The organism is Gordonia sp. G4, assembly GCF_057770005.1.
Map to the genome: position 1 here is coordinate 2,746,707 of NZ_CM173442.1, position 17,830 is coordinate 2,764,536.

Consider the following 17,830-nt stretch of genomic DNA (forward strand, 5'->3'; position numbering starts at 1 on the left):
TATCGATCCTTCTTCGGCCACTCCTTAGACGTGTGTGCTGCGGTGATCGCCGATCCCAGGGTGTCACCAGCGAACGGCCCATCAAGCCACGTACTGCACATCTAGGTTGTGAATAACGTCGTGTTGGAAGGACGCATCTTGGCAGTCAACCGCCAGTCCACCTCAACAATCCCCGGCGCGCCGCATCGCGCGTCGTTTGCAAAGATCAGCGAGCCGCTGGAGGTCCCCGGCCTCCTCGACCTCCAACTCGATTCATTCGAATGGCTCGTCGGTTCGCCGGAGTGGCGCGCCAAGGCGATCGCCCGCGGTGACGAGAACCCGACCGGCGGGCTCGAGGACATCCTCCACGAGCTGTCCCCGATCGAGGACTTCTCCGGTTCCATGTCCCTGTCGTTCTCCGAGCCGCACTTCGACGAGGTCAAGGCCTCCGTCGAGGAGTGCAAGGACAAGGACATGACCTACGCGGCGCCGTTGTTCGTCACCGCGGAGTTCATCAACAACAACACCGGCGAGATCAAGTCGCAGACCGTCTTCATGGGCGACTTCCCGATCATGACCGAAAAGGGCAGCTTCATCATCAACGGCACCGAGCGTGTCGTGGTGAGCCAGCTGGTCCGTAGCCCGGGCGTGTACTTCGACGCCTCGATCGACAAGACCACCGAGAAGACCCTGCACACCGTCAAGGTGATCCCGGGTCGCGGTGCGTGGCTGGAGTTCGACGTCGACAAGCGCGACACCGTCGGTGTGCGTATCGACCGCAAGCGCCGTCAGCCGGTCACCGTGCTGCTCAAGGCGCTGGGCTTCACCGCCGAGGAGATCACCGAGCGTTTCGGTTTCTCCGAGATCATGATGTCGACGCTGGAGAAGGACAACACCGGCAGCCAGGACGAGGCGCTGCTGGAGGTCTACCGCAAGCTGCGCCCGGGTGAGCCGCCGACCAAGGAGTCCGCGGAGAACCTCCTGGAGAACCTGTTCTTCAAGGACAAGCGTTACGACCTCGCCCGCGTGGGCCGCTACAAGGTCAACAAGAAGCTGGGCCTGACGGGCAACCCGATGGTGGGCGAGTCCACGCTGACCCGCGAGGACATCATCGCGACCGTCGAGTACCTGGTGCGTCTGCACGAGGCCGACCCGCACACCACCACCTACATGACCGTCCCCGGTGGCGTCGAGGTGCCCGTCGAGGTCGACGACATCGACCACTTCGGCAACCGTCGCCTGCGTACCGTCGGCGAGCTGATCCAGAACCAGATCCGCGTGGGCCTCTCGCGTATGGAGCGTGTCGTGCGTGAGCGTATGACCACCCAGGACGTCGAGGCGATCACCCCGCAGACCCTGATCAACATCCGTCCGGTCGTGGCGGCGATCAAGGAGTTCTTCGGGACCAGCCAGCTGTCGCAGTTCATGGACCAGAACAACCCGCTGTCGGGTCTGACCCACAAGCGTCGTCTGTCGGCGCTGGGCCCGGGTGGTCTGAGCCGTGAGCGTGCCGGCCTCGAGGTGCGCGACGTGCACCCGTCGCACTATGGCCGCATGTGCCCGATCGAGACCCCTGAGGGTCCGAACATCGGTCTGATCGGTTCGCTCTCGGTGTACGCGCGGGTCAACCCGTTCGGATTCATCGAGACCCCGTACCGCAAGGTCGTCGACGGCGTCGTCTCCGATGACATCGAGTACATGACCGCCGACGAGGAGGACCGCTTCCTCATCGGTCAGGCGAACACCAACTTCGACGGCAGCGGACGCATCACCGACGAGCGTGTCCTGGTGCGCAAGAAGGGCTCCGAGGTGGAGTTCGTCGGCGCGACCGATGTCGAGTACCTCGACGTCTCGCCGCGTCAGATGGTGTCCGTCGCGACCGCGATGATCCCGTTCCTCGAGCACGATGACGCCAACCGCGCCCTGATGGGTGCGAACATGCAGCGTCAGGCCGTGCCGCTGGTGCGCAACGAGTCGCCGCTGGTCGGTACCGGCATGGAGCTGCGTGCCGCCGTCGACGCCGGTGACGTCATCGTGTCGTCGAAGACCGGTGTGGTGGAAGAGGTCTCGGCCGACTACATCACCGTCATGTCCGACGACGGCACCCGCGACACGTACCGGATGCGCAAGTTCGCGCGCTCCAACCACGGCACCTGCGCCAACCAGCGTCCGATCGTGGACGAGGGTCAGCGCGTGGAGTCCGGCCAGGTCCTCGCCGACGGCCCCTGCACCGAGAACGGTGAGATGGCGCTCGGCAAGAACCTGCTCGTGGCGATCATGCCGTGGGAGGGCCACAACTACGAGGACGCGATCATCCTGAGCCAGCGGCTCGTGGAGGAGGACGTGCTCACCTCGATCCACATCGAGGAGCACGAGATCGACGCCCGCGACACCAAGCTCGGTGCCGAGGAGATCACCCGGGACATCCCGAACGTCTCCGACGAGGTCCTCGCCGATCTCGACGAGCGCGGCATCGTGCGCATCGGTGCCGAGGTCCGCGACGGCGACATCCTGGTCGGCAAGGTCACCCCGAAGGGCGAGACCGAGCTGACCCCGGAAGAGCGTCTGCTGCGTGCCATCTTCGGTGAGAAGGCCCGTGAGGTCCGCGACACGTCGCTGAAGGTGCCGCACGGCGAGACCGGCAAGGTCATCGGCGTGCGCGTGTTCAGCCGCGAGGACGACGACGACCTGGCTCCCGGCGTCAACGAGCTGGTCCGCGTGTACGTGGCCCAGAAGCGCAAGATCCAGGACGGCGACAAGCTCGCCGGTCGTCACGGCAACAAGGGCGTCATCGGCAAGATCCTCCCGCAGGAGGACATGCCGTTCCTGCCCGATGGCACCCCCGTCGACATCATCCTCAACACCCACGGTGTGCCGCGGCGTATGAACATCGGCCAGATCCTGGAGACCCACCTCGGGTGGGTGGCCAAGGCCGGCTGGAACATCAACGTCGCCGAGGGTGTGCCGGAGTGGGCGTCGCGTCTGCCCGAGGACATGTACTCGGCCGAGCCCGACACCAACACCGCCACCCCGGTGTTCGACGGCGCCCGCGAGGAGGAGCTGACCGGACTGCTGTCCTCGACGCTGCCGAACCGCGACGGTGAGGTCATGGTCAACGGCGACGGCAAGGCGACGCTGTTCGACGGTCGTTCCGGCGAGCCGTTCCCGTACCCGGTGTCGGTCGGCTACATGTACATCATCAAGCTGCACCACCTGGTCGACGACAAGATCCACGCTCGTTCGACCGGCCCGTACTCGATGATCACCCAGCAGCCGCTGGGTGGTAAGGCGCAGTTCGGTGGTCAGCGCTTCGGTGAGATGGAGTGCTGGGCCATGCAGGCCTACGGTGCGGCGTACACGCTGCAGGAACTGCTGACCATCAAGTCGGACGACGTGGTGGGCCGCGTCAAGGTCTACGAGGCGATCGTCAAGGGCGAGAACATCCCGGAGCCGGGTATCCCCGAGTCGTTCAAGGTGCTGCTGAAGGAGCTTCAGTCGCTGTGCCTGAACGTCGAGGTGCTCAGCTCCGACGGTGCCGCCATCGAGATGCACGACACCGACGACGAGGACCTGGAGCGCGCCGCTGCCAACCTCGGCATCAACCTGTCGCGCAACGAGTCGGCCACCGTCGACGATCTCGCCAACTGATCTGACCCTCACCCGGCCGGGTTTCGCCCCGGCCACTGACAACAGAGCTCTGGAAAGGTAACAAGTGCTCGACGTCAACTTTTTCGACGAACTGAAGATCGGCCTGGCCACGGCCGACGACATCCACAACTGGTCATACGGTGAGGTCAAGAAGCCGGAGACGATCAACTACCGCACGCTCAAGCCGGAGAAGGACGGCCTGTTCTGCGAGAAGATCTTCGGCCCGACCCGCGACTGGGAGTGCTACTGCGGCAAGTACAAGCGCGTCCGCTTCAAGGGCATCATCTGTGAGCGCTGCGGCGTCGAGGTGACCAAGGCCAAGGTGCGCCGTGAGCGCATGGGCCACATCGAGCTGGCCGCCCCGGTCACGCACATCTGGTACTTCAAGGGTGTGCCGAGCCGGCTGGGCTACCTGCTCGACCTGGCGCCGAAGGATCTCGAGAAGATCATCTACTTCGCCGCCTACGTGATCACAGCGGTCGACGACGAGCTCCGTCACAACGAGCTCTCGACGCTCGAGGCCGAGATGGAGGTCGAGAAGAAGGCTGTCGCCGATCAGCGCGACGTCGACCTCAACGAGCGTCAGCAGAAGCTCGAGCAGGATCTCGCCGAGCTGGAGGCCGAGGGTGCCAAGGCCGACGTGCGCCGCAAGGTGCGCGACGGTGCCGACCGCGAGATGCGTCGTATGCGCGACGCCGCTCAGCGTGAGCTCGACGGTCTCGAGGAGATCTGGGACAAGTTCGTCAAGCTCGCCCCGGGCGACCTCATCATCGACGAGAAGCTCTACCGTCAGCTCGAAGAGCGCTACGGCGAGTACTTCCAGGGTTCGATGGGCGCCGAGGCGATCAAGAAGCTCCTGGAGACCTTCGACATCGACGCCGAGGCCGAGTCGCTGCGCGAGACCATCCGCAGCGGCAAGGGCCAGAAGAAGCTGCGCGCGCTCAAGCGGCTCAAGGTCGTCGCGGCGTTCCAGCAGTCGGGCAACTCGCCGCTGGGCATGGTTCTCGACGCCGTTCCGGTGATCCCGCCGGAGCTGCGTCCGATGGTTCAGCTTGACGGTGGCCGCTTCGCGACCTCCGACCTGAACGACCTGTACCGCCGCGTCATCAACCGCAACAACCGCCTCAAGCGACTGATCGATCTGGGTGCGCCCGAGATCATCGTCAACAACGAGAAGCGGATGCTGCAGGAGTCGGTCGACGCCCTGTTCGACAACGGTCGTCGTGGCCGTCCGGTCACCGGGCCGGGCAACCGCCCGCTGAAGTCGTTGAGCGATCTGCTCAAGGGCAAGCAGGGTCGTTTCCGTCAGAACCTGCTCGGCAAGCGCGTCGACTACTCGGGCCGTTCGGTCATCGTCGTCGGTCCGCAGCTCAAGCTGCACCAGTGTGGTCTGCCGAAGTTGATGGCTCTCGAGCTGTTCAAGCCGTTCGTGATGAAGCGTCTGGTCGACCTGAACCAGGCGCAGAACATCAAGTCGGCCAAGCGCATGGTCGAGCGTCAGCGCCCCGCGGTGTGGGACGTCCTCGAAGAGGTCATCGCCGAGCATCCGGTGCTGCTGAACCGTGCACCGACGCTGCACCGCCTCGGCATCCAGGCCTTCGAGCCGCAGCTGGTGGAGGGCAAGGCCATTCAGCTCCACCCGCTGGTGTGTGAGGCCTTCAACGCCGACTTCGACGGTGACCAGATGGCCGTGCACCTCCCGCTGTCGGCGGAGGCGCAGGCCGAGGCGCGCATCCTGATGCTGTCGTCGAACAACATCCTGTCGCCGGCGTCGGGCCGTCCGCTCGCCATGCCGCGTCTGGACATGGTGACCGGTCTGTACTACCTGACCACCCTCAAGGAGGGTGCGGCAGGCGAGTACACCGCGGCCAACGGCGACGACGTCGAGCGCGGCGTGTACTCGACCCCGGCCGAGGCCATCATGGCCGTCGACCGCGGTGTGCTGACCGTGCAGTCGCGCATCAAGGTGCGTCTGACCGACCAGCGTCCGCCGGCCGACATCGAGGCCGAGCAGTTCCCCGACGGCTGGAAGTACGGCTCGCCGTGGGACATCGAGACCACGCTGGGCCGGGTGCTGTTCAACGAGCTGTTGCCGATCGAGTACCCGTTCGTCAACGAGCAGATGCCGAAGAAGCGTCAGGCCGTGATCATCAACGATCTCGCCGAGCGCTACCCGATGATCGTGGTCGCCCAGACCGTCGACAAGCTGAAGGACGTCGGCTTCTACTGGGCCACCCGTTCGGGTGTCACGGTCTCGATGGCCGACGTGCTGGTGCCGCCGCAGAAGGCGGAGATCCTCGACAAGTACGAGGAGCGGGCCGACGGTCTGGAGCGCAAGTTCCAGCGCGGTGCCCTCACCCCGGACGAGCGTCGTGACTCCCTCGTGGAGATCTGGAAGCAGGCGACCGAAGAGGTCGGCGCGGCCATGGAGGCGCACTACCCGGACGACAACCCGATCCCGATGATCGTGAAGTCGGGTGCGGCGGGCAACATGACCCAGATCCGCTCGCTGGCGGGCATGAAGGGTCTGGTGACCAACCCGAAGGGTGAGTTCATCCCGCGTCCGATCAAGTCCTCGTTCCGCGAGGGCCTGACCGTGGCCGAGTACTTCATCAACACGCACGGTGCCCGAAAGGGTCTGGCCGACACCGCGCTTCGTACCGCCGACTCGGGTTACCTGACCCGTCGTCTGGTGGACGTGTCGCAGGACGTCATCGTGCGCGAGACCGACTGTGGCACCGAGCGTGGCATCACCACGACCATCGCCGAGAAGCAGGCCGACGGCACGCTCATCCGTGACGCGCACGTCGAGACCTCGACCTACGCCCGCACGCTGGCGCAGGACGCGGTCGACGCCGACGGCAACGTCATCGTCGAGCGCGGTCACGACCTGGGCGACCCGGCCATCGAGGCCCTGCTCGCCGCCGGCATCACGCAGGTGAAGGTCCGTTCGGTCCTGACCTGTGGGACCGGCACCGGTGTGTGTGCGATGTGCTACGGCCGTTCGATGGCCACCGGCAAGCTCGTCGACATCGGCGAGGCCGTCGGTATCATCGCGGCCCAGTCGATCGGTGAGCCCGGTACCCAGCTGACGATGCGTACGTTCCACCAGGGTGGCGTCGGTGACGACATCACCGGTGGTCTGCCGCGTGTCCAGGAGCTCTTCGAGGCCCGCGTCCCCAAGGGCGTGGCGCCGATCGCGGAGGTCTCCGGCCGGGTGCGCCTCGAGGACGACGACCGCTTCTACAAGATCACTCTCATCCCGGACGATGGTTCGGAAGAGGTTGTCATCGACAAGATCTCGAAGCGTCAGCGTCTGCGCGTGTTCAAGCACGACGACGGTTCCGAGCGGCTCCTCGCCGACGGTGACCACGTCGAGGTCGGCCAGCAGCTCATGGAGGGCTCGGCCAACCCGCACGAGGTGCTCCGCGTCATGGGTCCCCGTCAGGTGCAGATCCACCTGGTCAACGAGGTCCAGGAGGTCTACCGCAGCCAGGGTGTGTCGATCCACGACAAGCACATCGAGACCATCGTGCGTCAGATGCTGCGTCGCGTGACGATCATCGATCACGGTTCGACCGAGTTCCTGCCCGGTTCGCTCGTCGAGCGTGCCGAGTTCGAGGCGGCCAACCGTCAGGTCGTGACCGAGGGTGGCGAGCCCGCAGCCGGACGTCCGGTGCTGATGGGTATCACCAAGGCCTCGCTGGCGACCGAGTCGTGGCTGTCGGCGGCGTCGTTCCAGGAGACCACGCGTGTCCTGACCGACGCGGCGATCAACAGCCGCAGCGACAAGCTGATCGGTCTGAAGGAGAACGTGATCATCGGTAAGTTGATCCCGGCCGGTACCGGTATCAACCGCTACCGCAACATCCAGGTTCAGCCGACCGAGGAAGCTCGTGCCGCGGCGTACGCGGTGCCGTCCTACGACGACACCTACTACAGCCCGGACGGCACCTTCGGTGCTCCGGCCGGCGCTGCGGTGCCGCTGGACGACTACGGGTTCTCCAACGACTACCGGTAGGCGCTAGGACAAGACGACGCGGCCCCCGCACTCATCGCGAGTGCGGGGGCCGCGTCGTTTCTAGGGAACGGGCAGTGTTGTGACGGTGCGGGTTTCGAGCAGCAGGTCGTAGTAACGGCCGCCGGGGTAGTAGGTCGGGGTCGCGGTGTCGGCCACCATGTCCGACGACCAGCCGGTGGCCAGCGTGCGGATGACCCGCCCGTTGCGGGGACGCGGCACGGCGAGCTCGGACAGTTCGCCGATCAGGTCGGTCGACTCGCCTTCGGCGTCGATGTGGATTCCGGTCACCAGGCGCGAGCCGACAAACTCCTGCCGCGTTGTCTCCTGGAGGACGGACACGCCTTGCCCGAAGTTGTTGGATACCGACGGTTGCGACGCGATGACCCGGATCGGTAGCTCGGCGGCGGCGAGAGATGCTGCGGCGGTGGCGAAGTTGACGCCGAAGAACGAGTTGACGGGGTCGAACAGCATGAGGCCGGCCAGGCGTCGGTAGGCGACGGGGTCGGCGCGGCGGAGTGCGTCGGCCGCCACGACGACGAACTCGCCGCCGGCCGAGTGTCCGGAGAAGATCATCCGATACGGCATCGTCACGTCGGGGCGGTGGGCGGAATCGCGTGCTTTGCGAAGGCTTGTCGCGAGCGGACTGCCGGTGTCCCGGCCGGAACCGAAGACCCCGCCGATGGTCCTTGCGAACGCGGCGTTGTCGGCGATGTTGTAGGCGACGGCACACCCGCCGAGGTTGACGGAGTCCAGCGTCGGGCTCACGACGAGGAACCCGGCTTTCGCATACGCGCGGGCCAATGCGTCGAGGTTGGCCGCCGTGCGGGAGAAGCCGTGCTGCAACCACACGATCGCCGAGGGTTCACCGGGCGGGAAGTACCACCGGACCGCGACCCGGACGGGCTTGCCCGCACATTCGGTGGCGATGTCGGACGACGACACGGCCGCCGGCGCTGCTGTCACTGCCGACGGTGTCACACCGACGAACACCACAATCGCGGCAACAACCGCGATGCACCAGCGGAACAATCCTTCCGACATCCGGCAAGTCTAGGACCGGCCGGACGCCACGGTGCGCGGTTTCAGGGAGCGCGACCCCCTTGCTCCTTGAGGTGCGAGAAGCACAAGCGACCCCCCACCCCTCCCCAATCCGAAGAACCGCATAACCCATGCTCCCTGAGGTGCGAGGAGCGCAAGCCGCCGGGCCGAGCAAGCGACGAAGGAGCGCGTCGAGGTCGACGAGCCACGAAGGGCCTGGTGAGGCACCTTGCGAGCCCCTTCGTGGCTCGCTTCGCTCGCACCTCAGGGAGCATGAATGTCGGACGCCCGCGTCCGCTCCCTGCCTCGAAGGGTCACAGCTTGCGCTTGACCAACTTCCCGGTCGGCGTGCGCGGCAACGTGTCCCGGAAGATGACCTCGCGCGGCAGCTTGAACTTCGCGATCCGCGGTCGGAGGTGATCCAACAATGCATCGGCGAGCTCGTCGCCGGCGTCCTGCCCCGAGACCGGTTGCACGACCGCCGTCACCCGCTCGCCGAGATCGGGGTCGGGTACGCCGATGACCGCGGCGTCGAGCACCGACGGGTGGGCGAGGAGTGCATCCTCGATCTCCCGCGGGTAGATGTTCACCCCGCCGGAGATGATCAGGAACGAGTCGCGGTCGGTGAGGAACAGGTGGCCATCGTCGTCGACGTAACCGAAATCGCCGGTGGTCGTCCATGTCGGATGCTCGGGATGCTGTGCGCCACTGGTCTTCTCGGGGTCATTGTGGTACTCGAACGGCAGCCGGTCGCGCTCGAAGTAGATCGTGCCGATCGTTCCCGGCGGCACCTCGGTGCTCTCGGGATCGCAGACCCGGATCGTGCCGAGGACGGCGCGCCCCACCGTGCCCGGGTACTCCAGCCACTCCGGGGTGTCGACGATGGTGAGACCGTTGAGCTCGGTGGACGAGTAGTACTCGGACAGGATCGGACCCCACCAGTTGATCATGGCCCGTTTGACGTCGACGGGACACGGCGCGGCGGCGTGCACCGCGACCTTCAGGCTCGACGTGTCGTACCGGGCCCGCACCTCCTCGGGAAGTCGGAGCATGCGCACGAACATCGTCGGCACCCACTGGCTGTAGGTGACGCGGTGTTCCTCGATGAGGGCCAGCACCCGTTCCGCGTCGAACCGCTCCATCACCACCACCGTGCCGCCAAGCGCCTGCACCGAGGCGCAGGTGCGAAGCGGCGCAGCGTGATACAGCGGTGCCGGCGACAGGTAGACGGTGTCGGGACCGACGCCCCACACGGACTGGTTCATCGCGATCATGGTGTCGCCGGGCTCGTCGACCTGCCGGTTCGGCAGTTCGGGTTTGATGCCCTTCGGTCGTCCGGTGGTGCCGGACGAGTAGAGCATGTCCGCGCCTCGCGGCTGGTCGGCGAGCGGTTCGGTCGACTGCGTCGCCGCGGCGGCGTCGAGGCCCTCGTGACCCTCGATCCGGCCGGAGTAGGCGAAGCGAGTCTCGACGCCGGGGGTGAGCGGGACCAGCTCGGCGCCGAGGTCGGCGAGAGCGGCGTCGACGATGAGGGCCTTCGCGCCGCAGTCGGTGACGATGTAGGCGCTCTCGGCGGCGGTGAGGTGCCAGTTCACCATGGTCAGGTAGAGGCCCGACCGCATTGCCGCCCAATAGATGTCGAAGATCCGCGCGGTGTTGGTGGCGAGCACCGCGAGGTGGTCGCCTGGCCGTAGGCCGCGGTCGGCCAGGGCCCGGGCGACCTGGACCGACCGGGTCTCCAACTGGGTGAACGTCACCGTCTCACTCCCGTCGGCCATGATGACCGCGGGATCGTGCGGGCGGGTGGAGAGATGAGCTCCGGGGTACATCAACACTCCTCGTGCATGAGTGGGGCGAGTCGTTCTAGTACAGGTAGTCCTCGCCGCTGGCGCGCACGGTGACATCGGAAAGGCTGATGCCCCAGGGCTGGTCGATGACGTGGACGACGGCGTCGGCGAGATCCTCGGGCTTGATCAGCCAGTACTTGATGGAGTCGACGTCGGTGAGTTCGGCGGGCAGGTCGTCGTTCAGGAGGGCCGTGACGTGCTCGCCGTAAGAGGCGGCGCGCTGGCCGACGAGGCCCATGATCGCGGTGTCGTTGACGATCCAGCTGGCGAGGTTGGTGCCGGTGATGCCGGTCGGCTTGACGGTGGTGACCTTGATCTTGCCCTTGGCCTCGATGCGCAACGAGTCCGAGATGGTGGTGACCGCGGCCTTGGTCGCGCTGTACACGCCCGAACCCTCGATGCCGGCATTGCCGTAGATCGACGAGATGTTGACGACCTGGCCGCGACCCTGCGCGATCATCTGGTCGTAGACCGCGGAGATGCCGTTGACGACGCCCTTGATGTTGATGTCGATGGCGGCGTGCCACTTCTGCCAGGCGCGGGCGTGGTCGGCGAAGTAGGCGAGTGGCATGACGCCGGCGTTGTTGACGAGGACGTCGATGGCGCCGAAGTGCTCCTCGGTGGCGTTCGCCGCCGCGGCGACCTGCTCCATGTCGGTGACGTCGGCGACCTGGGCGAGCGCCGAACCACCGGCCGCGCGGATGCCCTCGACGACGGCGTTGACGTTGTCGGCGTTGACGTCGACTCCGACGACGTGCGCGCCGGCGGCCGCGGTCTTCTCCGCGATCAGCTTGCCGAAGCCGCTACCGGCGCCGGTGATGACGATGACCTTGTCCTTCAGGTACTCGGACATGGGGGTACTCCGTTTCTGTTCTGGGTGAGACGAATTGAGTGAGTTCAGACGATGTCGACGGCGTCGAGGATGCCCGCGACGCGCTGCCGGTCGCCGCTGACGGTGACCGCCGACCGCCAGGCGCTGCGGGTGGTGCCCCAGCGCAGGAAGTCGGTGGCCGAGGAGGTGGCGACGTCGGCCGGCAGGTCGGCGGTCTCGCGCACGGTGACGATCGTGCCCGCGGTGTCGCGGTCGATGACGAACGAGCGGTCCGTCGCGCCGGTGAGCCGCAGGCCGATCGGTCGCTCGAGTGTGGGATACAGTGCCGCACCGTTCATCTGGGTCAGCCCGGCGATCATCCAGTCGATGGCGGGATCGATCGCCGCGCTCACCGACACCTCGGCGGCGTCCAGCGGTCCGAACGGTTGCATCAGGTCGCTGGTGAGATGCACGAGGTGGTCGAAGGCGACGGCGTCGCTGAGCTGGCGCAGCCGGTAGGTGCCCAGGTCGAGCATGTCCAGCGGCTGGTCCCGCAGGTCCTCGCCCTGTAACGCGGCCAGGGTGGCGAGGCCGGCCTCGGACTGCGCGCGGTAATACTCGACAGCCTGTTCCGACGACCAGTCGGCCCGTTCGTGCACCGCGGCGTCGTTGAGTCGCTCGGACTTTCCGCTCGGATTGTCGGGGAAGACCAGGTCGGGGTCGGCGATGAAGTTGAAGAAGAAGCCCATGTGGGTGACGACGTCGTGGACGCGCCAGCCGTGGCAGGCGCTGTCGGCCGCCCAGTGGGCGGGCGTGAGCCGGTCGAGCAGGGCGAGGGTGTCGTTCACCAGTGCCTTGGCAGCAGTGACTCCGGCATCGGACATGGCCGATCGCCTCCTTGGAATATGTTGTGTACGAGTGTGAATGGACGAGACGGGTGTCAGGCGGGCAGGAAGATCGACTTGAGGTTCTGGTAGGCGGCCAGGCCCTCGGGGCCGAGCTCGCGGCCGATGCCGCTGGCCTTGACGCCACCGAAGGGCGAACCCCAGTCGAGGTTGAAGTAGTTGACGCCGAACGAGCCGGTCTCGACGCGACGGGCGACGTCGACGCCGCGATCGGGATCGGAGGTCCACACCGTTCCGCCGAGCCCGTACGACGAATCGTTGGCGAGAGCGATGGCGTCGTCGACGTCGTCGTAGCGCAGCACGGTCAGGACCGGGCCGAAGACCTCTTCGCGGGCGATGGTGGCCGAGTTGTCGATGCCGGCGAAAACGGTTGGTTCGACGAAGAACCCGCGGTCGACCCGCGACGGCGTCCCGCCACCGGTGGTGACCGTGCCACCCTCGGTGCGGCCGCGTTCGATCAGCGACAGCACCCGATCCCGGTGCCGGCCGCTGGCGAGCGGACCGACCGCGACGTTCTCGTCCATCGGGTCGCCGACCGGCAGCGACGCGCACATCGCGCTGATCGCATCGAGGTACTCGTCATAACGGCTGCCCGGCACCAGGATTCGGGTGGACATGTAGCAGGTCTGGCCGGTGTTGAGCAGCGAGGCGGTGGCGAGTCCGCCGACGGTCTGCTCGAGATCGGCGTCGTCGAGCACCAGCGCTGCGGACTTGCCGCCGAGTTCGAGGGTCACCGGACGGATGAGTTCGCCACAGACGCGGCCGATCTCGCGGCCGGCCGGGGTCGAGCCGGTGAACGCGACCTTGTCGACGTGCGGGTGCGACACCAGGTGACGGCCGATCTCGCTGCCGCCGTTGACGATGTTGAGGACACCGGCGGGCAGGTCGGCGGCGATGGCCGCCTCGGCGAGGACGTAGGCGTCGAGGCTCGTCTCGGGCGACGGCTTGAGGACCACGGTGCAGCCGGTGGCCAGCGCGGGCGCGATCTTGAACATCGAGAGGATCGCGGGGAAGTTCCACGGTGCGATGGCTCCGACGACGCCGATGGCCTCGCGGCGCACGATCGTCGAGCCGGGCAACGGCTGGCTGGTACGCGTCTCCTCCACCGGGGTGGACTCGACGAGGTCGGCGTAATAGCGCAGCAGTTGGACCGGGGCGGCGCCCTCGGCGAACCGCGCCAGCGCGATCGGCATGCCGTTCTCGGACGTCACCGCCGACGCGCGATCCTCGGCGCGCTTGTCGAGCTCGTCGGCGAACCGGCGCAGGTGTGCGGCACGGTCGGCAGGGGACTCCTCGCGCCAGCCCGACGACCGGAACGCGGTGCGGGCGGCCTCGACGGCCGCGTCGACGTCGGCGGTGGTGGCTTCGGGTACCGAGCCGAACTGCTCCTCGGTGAGCGGGGAGATGACCGGGATCGTCGCCGAACCGGCCGGCGCGCGCCAGCCGCCGTCGATGAAGAAACTCTTGCGGATGGTGTCGATGGTGGTCATGGGTACTCCTCGCTGAGTGTGTCGGCCGTCGAACGGTCGGCGGCGTGTGTCCATGATCACTCCCACCCAGGTCGGATTTCTTGACATCTCATGACGACTTCTTGACAGTTGATGCCATGGCCGACCTGATCTGCGCATCCTCGCTCAGTCAGTTACCCGAGCTGATTGCCGAACACGATGGAGATGCCCGCGCGATCCTCGGCCGCGTCGGCATCGACCCGGCCGTCGTCGGCGCGTACGACCGGTTCGTCCCGTTCACCGCTCTGTCGACGGTCATCGGTTTGTGCGCGGCCGAGTTCGACGTCCCCGACTTCGGGCTGCGCCTCGCCGCCCGGCAGGACCCCGACATCCTCGGCCCGGTCGCGATCGCGGCCCGCAACGCCGAGACCGTCGGCGACTCGTTTCGACAGGTCTCGGCCTTCGCGCACGTGTACAGCCCGGCCATCACCGCCCAGATGCACTACGGCGAGCGGGAGGTCGCCTACGAGTTCGATACCGTGCTGCAGCGTGTGCCGTACCGGCCGCACGTCGTCGAACTCGCGATGGGCGTCACCCGGTCGACGTTCGCGATGACGCTGGGCCACGGCTTCCGCGCGAACCGGATCACCTTGGCGCACCCGCCGATGTCCGAGCCGCGCGTCTACACCTACTATTTCGGTTGCCCGGTCGAGTTCGAGGCGCCGGCCAACCTGGTGGTCTTTCCCCGCGGGGTGATGCAACAGACGTTGCGGCGGGTCGACCCCCTGGCATACGACGTGGCCATCCGGTTCATGACCGGACACGATCGCGAGAGGGCCTTCGGCGAGGCGGTCTCGGCGCTGATCGTGCGCGCCCTGCCGGCGAGGGCGGCCACGCTGGAGGCGGTGTCGAAGCTGCTGATGATGCACCCGCGTGCGGTGCAGCGGGGTCTGGCCGACGAGGGCGCGACGTTCGAGCAACTCGTCGACGACGCGCGCCGCGACCTCGCCGTCTCACTGCTGTCGAATCGGGGTGTCCCGCTGGCGGCGGTGGCGCGGCAGATCGGATACTCCGAGCAGAGCACGCTGACCCGCAGTTGCCGACGCTGGTTCGGCGTGCCGCCGCTGGCGAAGCGCCGCGAGCTGACTGCCCCGGGCCAGGACTCGTCCCGAGATCTCTAGGAGTCTCCGACGGTCGGGGTGTCGTCGCTGTCCGGGGTGTCGTCACCATCAGAGAAGTCGTCGTCAGCCGAAGCGTCGTCGAAAATGTCATCGGGGTCTTCTATGCGGACGTCGTAGTCGTCTCCGAGGCGGCGGGCCACCTCGCCGATCAGCCGTCGGGCGGCGTCGTCCATCACGCGGACATGGGTCAGATCGAGGACGACGGCGTCGGTGCCGAACCCCTCGCACGCACGGTTGGCGAGGATTTCCGCACCCGCGAAGCGCACGTCGCCCTGCAGCTCGACGACTGTAGTGCCGTCGTGTTCGGTCACCGATCGCAGCGCGGGCCGACCGGTGGGGGCCACGTGCATCATGTGCAGTTCCATGTCGCGCGACAGCCGTTCGAAAACGGCGACGCCGCGTACGCTGTTGCCCTGTCTGTCGAGCTGCGGCGACCACACCGCGAGCCCTACCTGGCCGGGCAATACGCCCAGGATCGCGCCGCTGACACCGCTTTTCGCGGGGATTCCGACCGTCGCCATCCAGCTGCCGCTGCCGTCGTACATGCCGCACGTGGCCATGACCGACAGGACGTGCCGGGTGATCCAGCCTTCCAGGAGGCGCTCGTCGTCGCCGGTCGACAGTCCGCCGTTGGCGAGTACCGACCCCATGACGGCGAGGTCGCGGCAGGAGACCCGGATCGAACACTGGGCTGCGTACCCGTCGACGACCTCGTCGGGTTCGCAGTCGAGCTTGCCCGCCGAGCGCAGCAGGTAGGCCAGCGCGGTGTTGTGGTCGTCGGAGGCGAGTTCGGCGCGGTGGACCTCCTTGTCGACCGAGACCTCGCGACCGGCGAGAGTGCTGACGAGGTCGATGACGCGGTCGACGCGTTCGTTGGGATCCGCGCCGTTGATCATCCCGTGCACGGCGACGGCGCCCGCGTTGATCAGCGCGTTGCGCGGCCGGCCGGTCTCGGCCTCGAGCGAGATCTCGTTGAAGGCGTCGCCGGACGGTTCGGTGTCGACGCGTTCGAGTACGGCGTCGAGCCCGCGGTCGCGCAGGGCGAGCGCGTAGGCCGGTACCTTGCCGATGGACTGGATGGAGAACTCGTGATCGGCGTCGCCGGCGGTGTACACGGTGCCGTCGATGGTGGCCAACGCGATACCGAACGACGACGGATCCGCCTGCTCGAGTTCACGATTGCCGGTCGCGACCTCACCGCCGTCGTCGTCGCGGCATTCGTGGAGTACGCGTTCGAGGTAGTCGTCGATGGGGGAGCGCATATCCCACGGTAGCCACCTGGGCTCAGTTCTGGCGGTACGGCATGTACTGCACCGACCAGTGGTTGCCGTCCGGATCGTCGAAGTACACGAAGTGGCCCCACGCCTGTTCGTCGATCTCGCCGGGGTCGACGCCGGCCGCGAGCAGCTGCTCGCGGGCCTCGTTGATGTCGGTGACGACGACCTGCAGACCCTTCACCGATCCCGGTTCCGCGTCGCTCAGTCCCTTGCCGAAGGCGATGGAACACGCCGACCCGGGCGGGGTCATCTGGACGAACCGGATCTCGTCGGACACGACGTGATCGTGGTCGACGTTGAATCCGATCTTGGAGTAGAAGTCTCGCGCCCGGTCGACGTCGCTGACCGGCAGGATGACGAGTTCGAGTGTCCAGTTCACGGTTCCTCCTGGGGTTGTGGTGTAGCACCAGCCTCTCAAGAGTCGAGGACAGTTGCGGTCCTTATTCGAGACGTTGGCCCGCCCCCCTCTGAGTAGGCGAGGTGCCTGCCGAGGGCCGTCTCGCCCGCTCCCTGATCCGAAAGAACGCCCTGCCCCCTGCTCCCTGAGGAGCGCCCGGAGCTCGCGGAGGGCGCGTCACGAAGGGTCTTCGCAACCCGACTCACCAGGACCCTTCGTGACGCTCGCAAGCTCGCTCCTCAGGGAGCAGTACAAGGGCTCGCGCCGCGCTCAACAGTTCTTTCGCGATCCACGACGGCCGCCCGACCGCTCCCTGAGGAGGCGCGGAGCTTGCGGAGGGCCGTCTCGCCCGCTCCCGGAGGAGGCCCGGAGCTCGCGGAGGGCGCGTCACGAAGGGTCGCCCCGTCGGCGGATGCGGTGCCGGTCGGGGCGTGTCAGCGCGCGGATCTCCTCGAGGACCTCCTCCCAGTCGTACAGCACGTCGTCGTAGGTGAGGCGCATCGTCATCCAGCGGTCGAGCATGGTCATCCGGTCCCGCCGACGGTCGTTGCGGAATGCGGCTCGGTCGGAGTGGTACGACTCGCCGTCGCACTCGATGAGCAACGAACCCGTGCGGAGATCAGCGTGTTCGCGGTCGCCGATCGACGGTTGCACCTCCACGTCGAATCCCGCGGCGATGAGCCGGAGCCGGACGAGCGACTCGGTGCCGGATTGCGAACGGGCATCACATCGGTCGAACATCGCCGAGACCGCACGGGTTACACGACCCATCTCGGCCTGGAGGTCCGGGATGGTCAAGTCGGTGGCGTTGAGGACCGAGTCGACCACCGCTATCCACTCCTCGGCCGGAAGGCACCGTGCGGCGCAGCCGACCGCCACGGCGATCGGGTCGACGGCCGTCGTCACGGGGAGCGGGCGGCCGAAGCCCTGGCACCACCGGAACGGGCCGCTGGGCTTCGTGGCGGACTTCGCGTGTTTGCTGAGACGAACGTGGGTCTCGTTGTGGCCCGGCGGTATCCAAAGATCCGGCAGGCCGCGCCGCTGATGGAACCGCAGCGCGCTGATGCAGGACAGCGCACCTCCGGCCGTCACCGCGGACACGACGTGGGGGTCCGCCGCGGACGTCCGCACCCAGCCGTATCGGAGCGACGTCAGGGTCTCGGCCTTGCGCGCCTGCGCAATGGCATCGGGCGCCCAGCCCATCGCGGTCAGTTCTCTCAGCGAGTACACGCCACAATCCGAAGTCACACCTGCTTTGACGCACGGAACCGGTCGGTG

General features: G+C 67.0%; 11 protein-coding genes. 3 read left to right on the forward strand and 8 right to left on the reverse strand.

The window, feature by feature from the left end:
- Positions 1-120: 120 nt before the first annotated feature.
- Entirely contained in the window at positions 121-3,627 is a 3,507-nt protein-coding gene (gene rpoB, locus AC3B5T_RS12280; protein ID WP_247451586.1) for a DNA-directed RNA polymerase subunit beta, read from the forward strand.
- A gap of 64 nt (positions 3,628-3,691) precedes the next feature.
- On the forward strand, positions 3,692-7,648 hold the full coding sequence (locus AC3B5T_RS12285) for a DNA-directed RNA polymerase subunit beta' (RefSeq protein WP_065629271.1): 3,957 nt from the start codon (positions 3,692-3,694) through the stop codon (positions 7,646-7,648).
- Between the two features lie 60 nt (positions 7,649-7,708).
- On the opposite strand, the gene AC3B5T_RS12290 is transcribed toward AC3B5T_RS12285, so the two are convergent.
- The 5 genes from AC3B5T_RS12290 to AC3B5T_RS12310 form a co-directional block, all read right to left on the reverse strand.
- Positions 7,709-8,689: an alpha/beta fold hydrolase gene (locus AC3B5T_RS12290; protein ID WP_277242508.1), complete on the reverse strand. Its 981-nt coding sequence runs from the start codon at positions 8,687-8,689 to the stop codon at positions 7,709-7,711.
- Positions 8,690-9,000: 311 nt separating this feature from the next.
- On the reverse strand, positions 9,001-10,515 hold the full coding sequence (locus AC3B5T_RS12295) for an acyl-CoA synthetase (RefSeq protein ID WP_280360637.1): 1,515 nt from the start codon (positions 10,513-10,515) through the stop codon (positions 9,001-9,003).
- Positions 10,516-10,549: 34 nt separating this feature from the next.
- Positions 10,550-11,386 carry an SDR family oxidoreductase gene (locus AC3B5T_RS12300; RefSeq protein ID WP_247451589.1) on the reverse strand — a complete coding sequence of 279 codons (837 nt, stop codon included), beginning with the start codon at positions 11,384-11,386 and terminating at the stop codon, positions 10,550-10,552.
- A 44-nt stretch (positions 11,387-11,430) separates the two neighbouring features.
- Complete coding sequence (locus tag AC3B5T_RS12305; RefSeq protein ID WP_280360640.1) at positions 11,431-12,228, reverse strand: maleylpyruvate isomerase N-terminal domain-containing protein; 798 nt, start codon at positions 12,226-12,228, stop codon at positions 11,431-11,433.
- A 56-nt stretch (positions 12,229-12,284) separates the two neighbouring features.
- Positions 12,285-13,739, reverse strand: a complete 1,455-nt coding sequence (locus AC3B5T_RS12310; protein WP_280360642.1) for an aldehyde dehydrogenase — start codon at positions 13,737-13,739, stop codon at positions 12,285-12,287.
- Positions 13,740-13,855: 116 nt separating this feature from the next.
- On the opposite strand from AC3B5T_RS12310, the gene AC3B5T_RS12315 reads away from it, so the two are divergent.
- On the forward strand, positions 13,856-14,878 hold the full coding sequence (locus AC3B5T_RS12315) for an AraC family transcriptional regulator (protein ID WP_280360644.1): 1,023 nt from the start codon (positions 13,856-13,858) through the stop codon (positions 14,876-14,878).
- On the opposite strand, the gene glsA is transcribed toward AC3B5T_RS12315, so the two are convergent.
- The 3 genes from glsA to AC3B5T_RS12330 all read right to left on the reverse strand — a co-directional run bounded on the left by glsA (position 14,875) and on the right by AC3B5T_RS12330 (position 17,755).
- Entirely contained in the window at positions 14,875-16,140 is a 1,266-nt protein-coding gene (gene glsA, locus AC3B5T_RS12320) for a glutaminase A (RefSeq protein ID WP_226512635.1), read from the reverse strand. The genes AC3B5T_RS12315 and glsA overlap by 4 nt on opposite strands.
- A gap of 22 nt (positions 16,141-16,162) precedes the next feature.
- Positions 16,163-16,534: a glyoxalase superfamily protein gene (locus tag AC3B5T_RS12325; protein ID WP_058253291.1), complete on the reverse strand. Its 372-nt coding sequence runs from the start codon at positions 16,532-16,534 to the stop codon at positions 16,163-16,165.
- Between the two features lie 405 nt (positions 16,535-16,939).
- On the reverse strand, positions 16,940-17,755 hold the full coding sequence (locus AC3B5T_RS12330; RefSeq protein ID WP_249145131.1) for an endonuclease domain-containing protein: 816 nt from the start codon (positions 17,753-17,755) through the stop codon (positions 16,940-16,942).
- Positions 17,756-17,830: the final 75 nt, after the last annotated feature.

Bases quoted from the DNA above. Each gene is read 5' to 3' on its own strand.
- AC3B5T_RS12330 (WP_249145131.1), bottom strand. From the start codon at position 17,755: ATGGGCTGGGCGCCCGATGCCATTGCGCAGGCGCGCAAGGCCGAGACC.
- AC3B5T_RS12300 (WP_247451589.1), bottom strand. From the start codon at position 11,386: ATGTCCGAGTACCTGAAGGACAAGGTCATCGTCATCACCGGCGCCGGT.
- AC3B5T_RS12305 (WP_280360640.1), bottom strand. From the start codon at position 12,228: ATGTCCGATGCCGGAGTCACTGCTGCCAAGGCACTGGTGAACGACACC.
- glsA (WP_226512635.1), bottom strand. From the start codon at position 16,140: ATGCGCTCCCCCATCGACGACTACCTCGAACGCGTACTCCACGAATGC.
- AC3B5T_RS12310 (WP_280360642.1), bottom strand. From the start codon at position 13,739: ATGACCACCATCGACACCATCCGCAAGAGTTTCTTCATCGACGGCGGC.
- AC3B5T_RS12290 (WP_277242508.1), bottom strand. From the start codon at position 8,689: ATGTCGGAAGGATTGTTCCGCTGGTGCATCGCGGTTGTTGCCGCGATT.
- AC3B5T_RS12295 (WP_280360637.1), bottom strand. From the start codon at position 10,515: ATGTACCCCGGAGCTCATCTCTCCACCCGCCCGCACGATCCCGCGGTC.
- AC3B5T_RS12315 (WP_280360644.1), top strand. From the start codon at position 13,856: ATGGCCGACCTGATCTGCGCATCCTCGCTCAGTCAGTTACCCGAGCTG.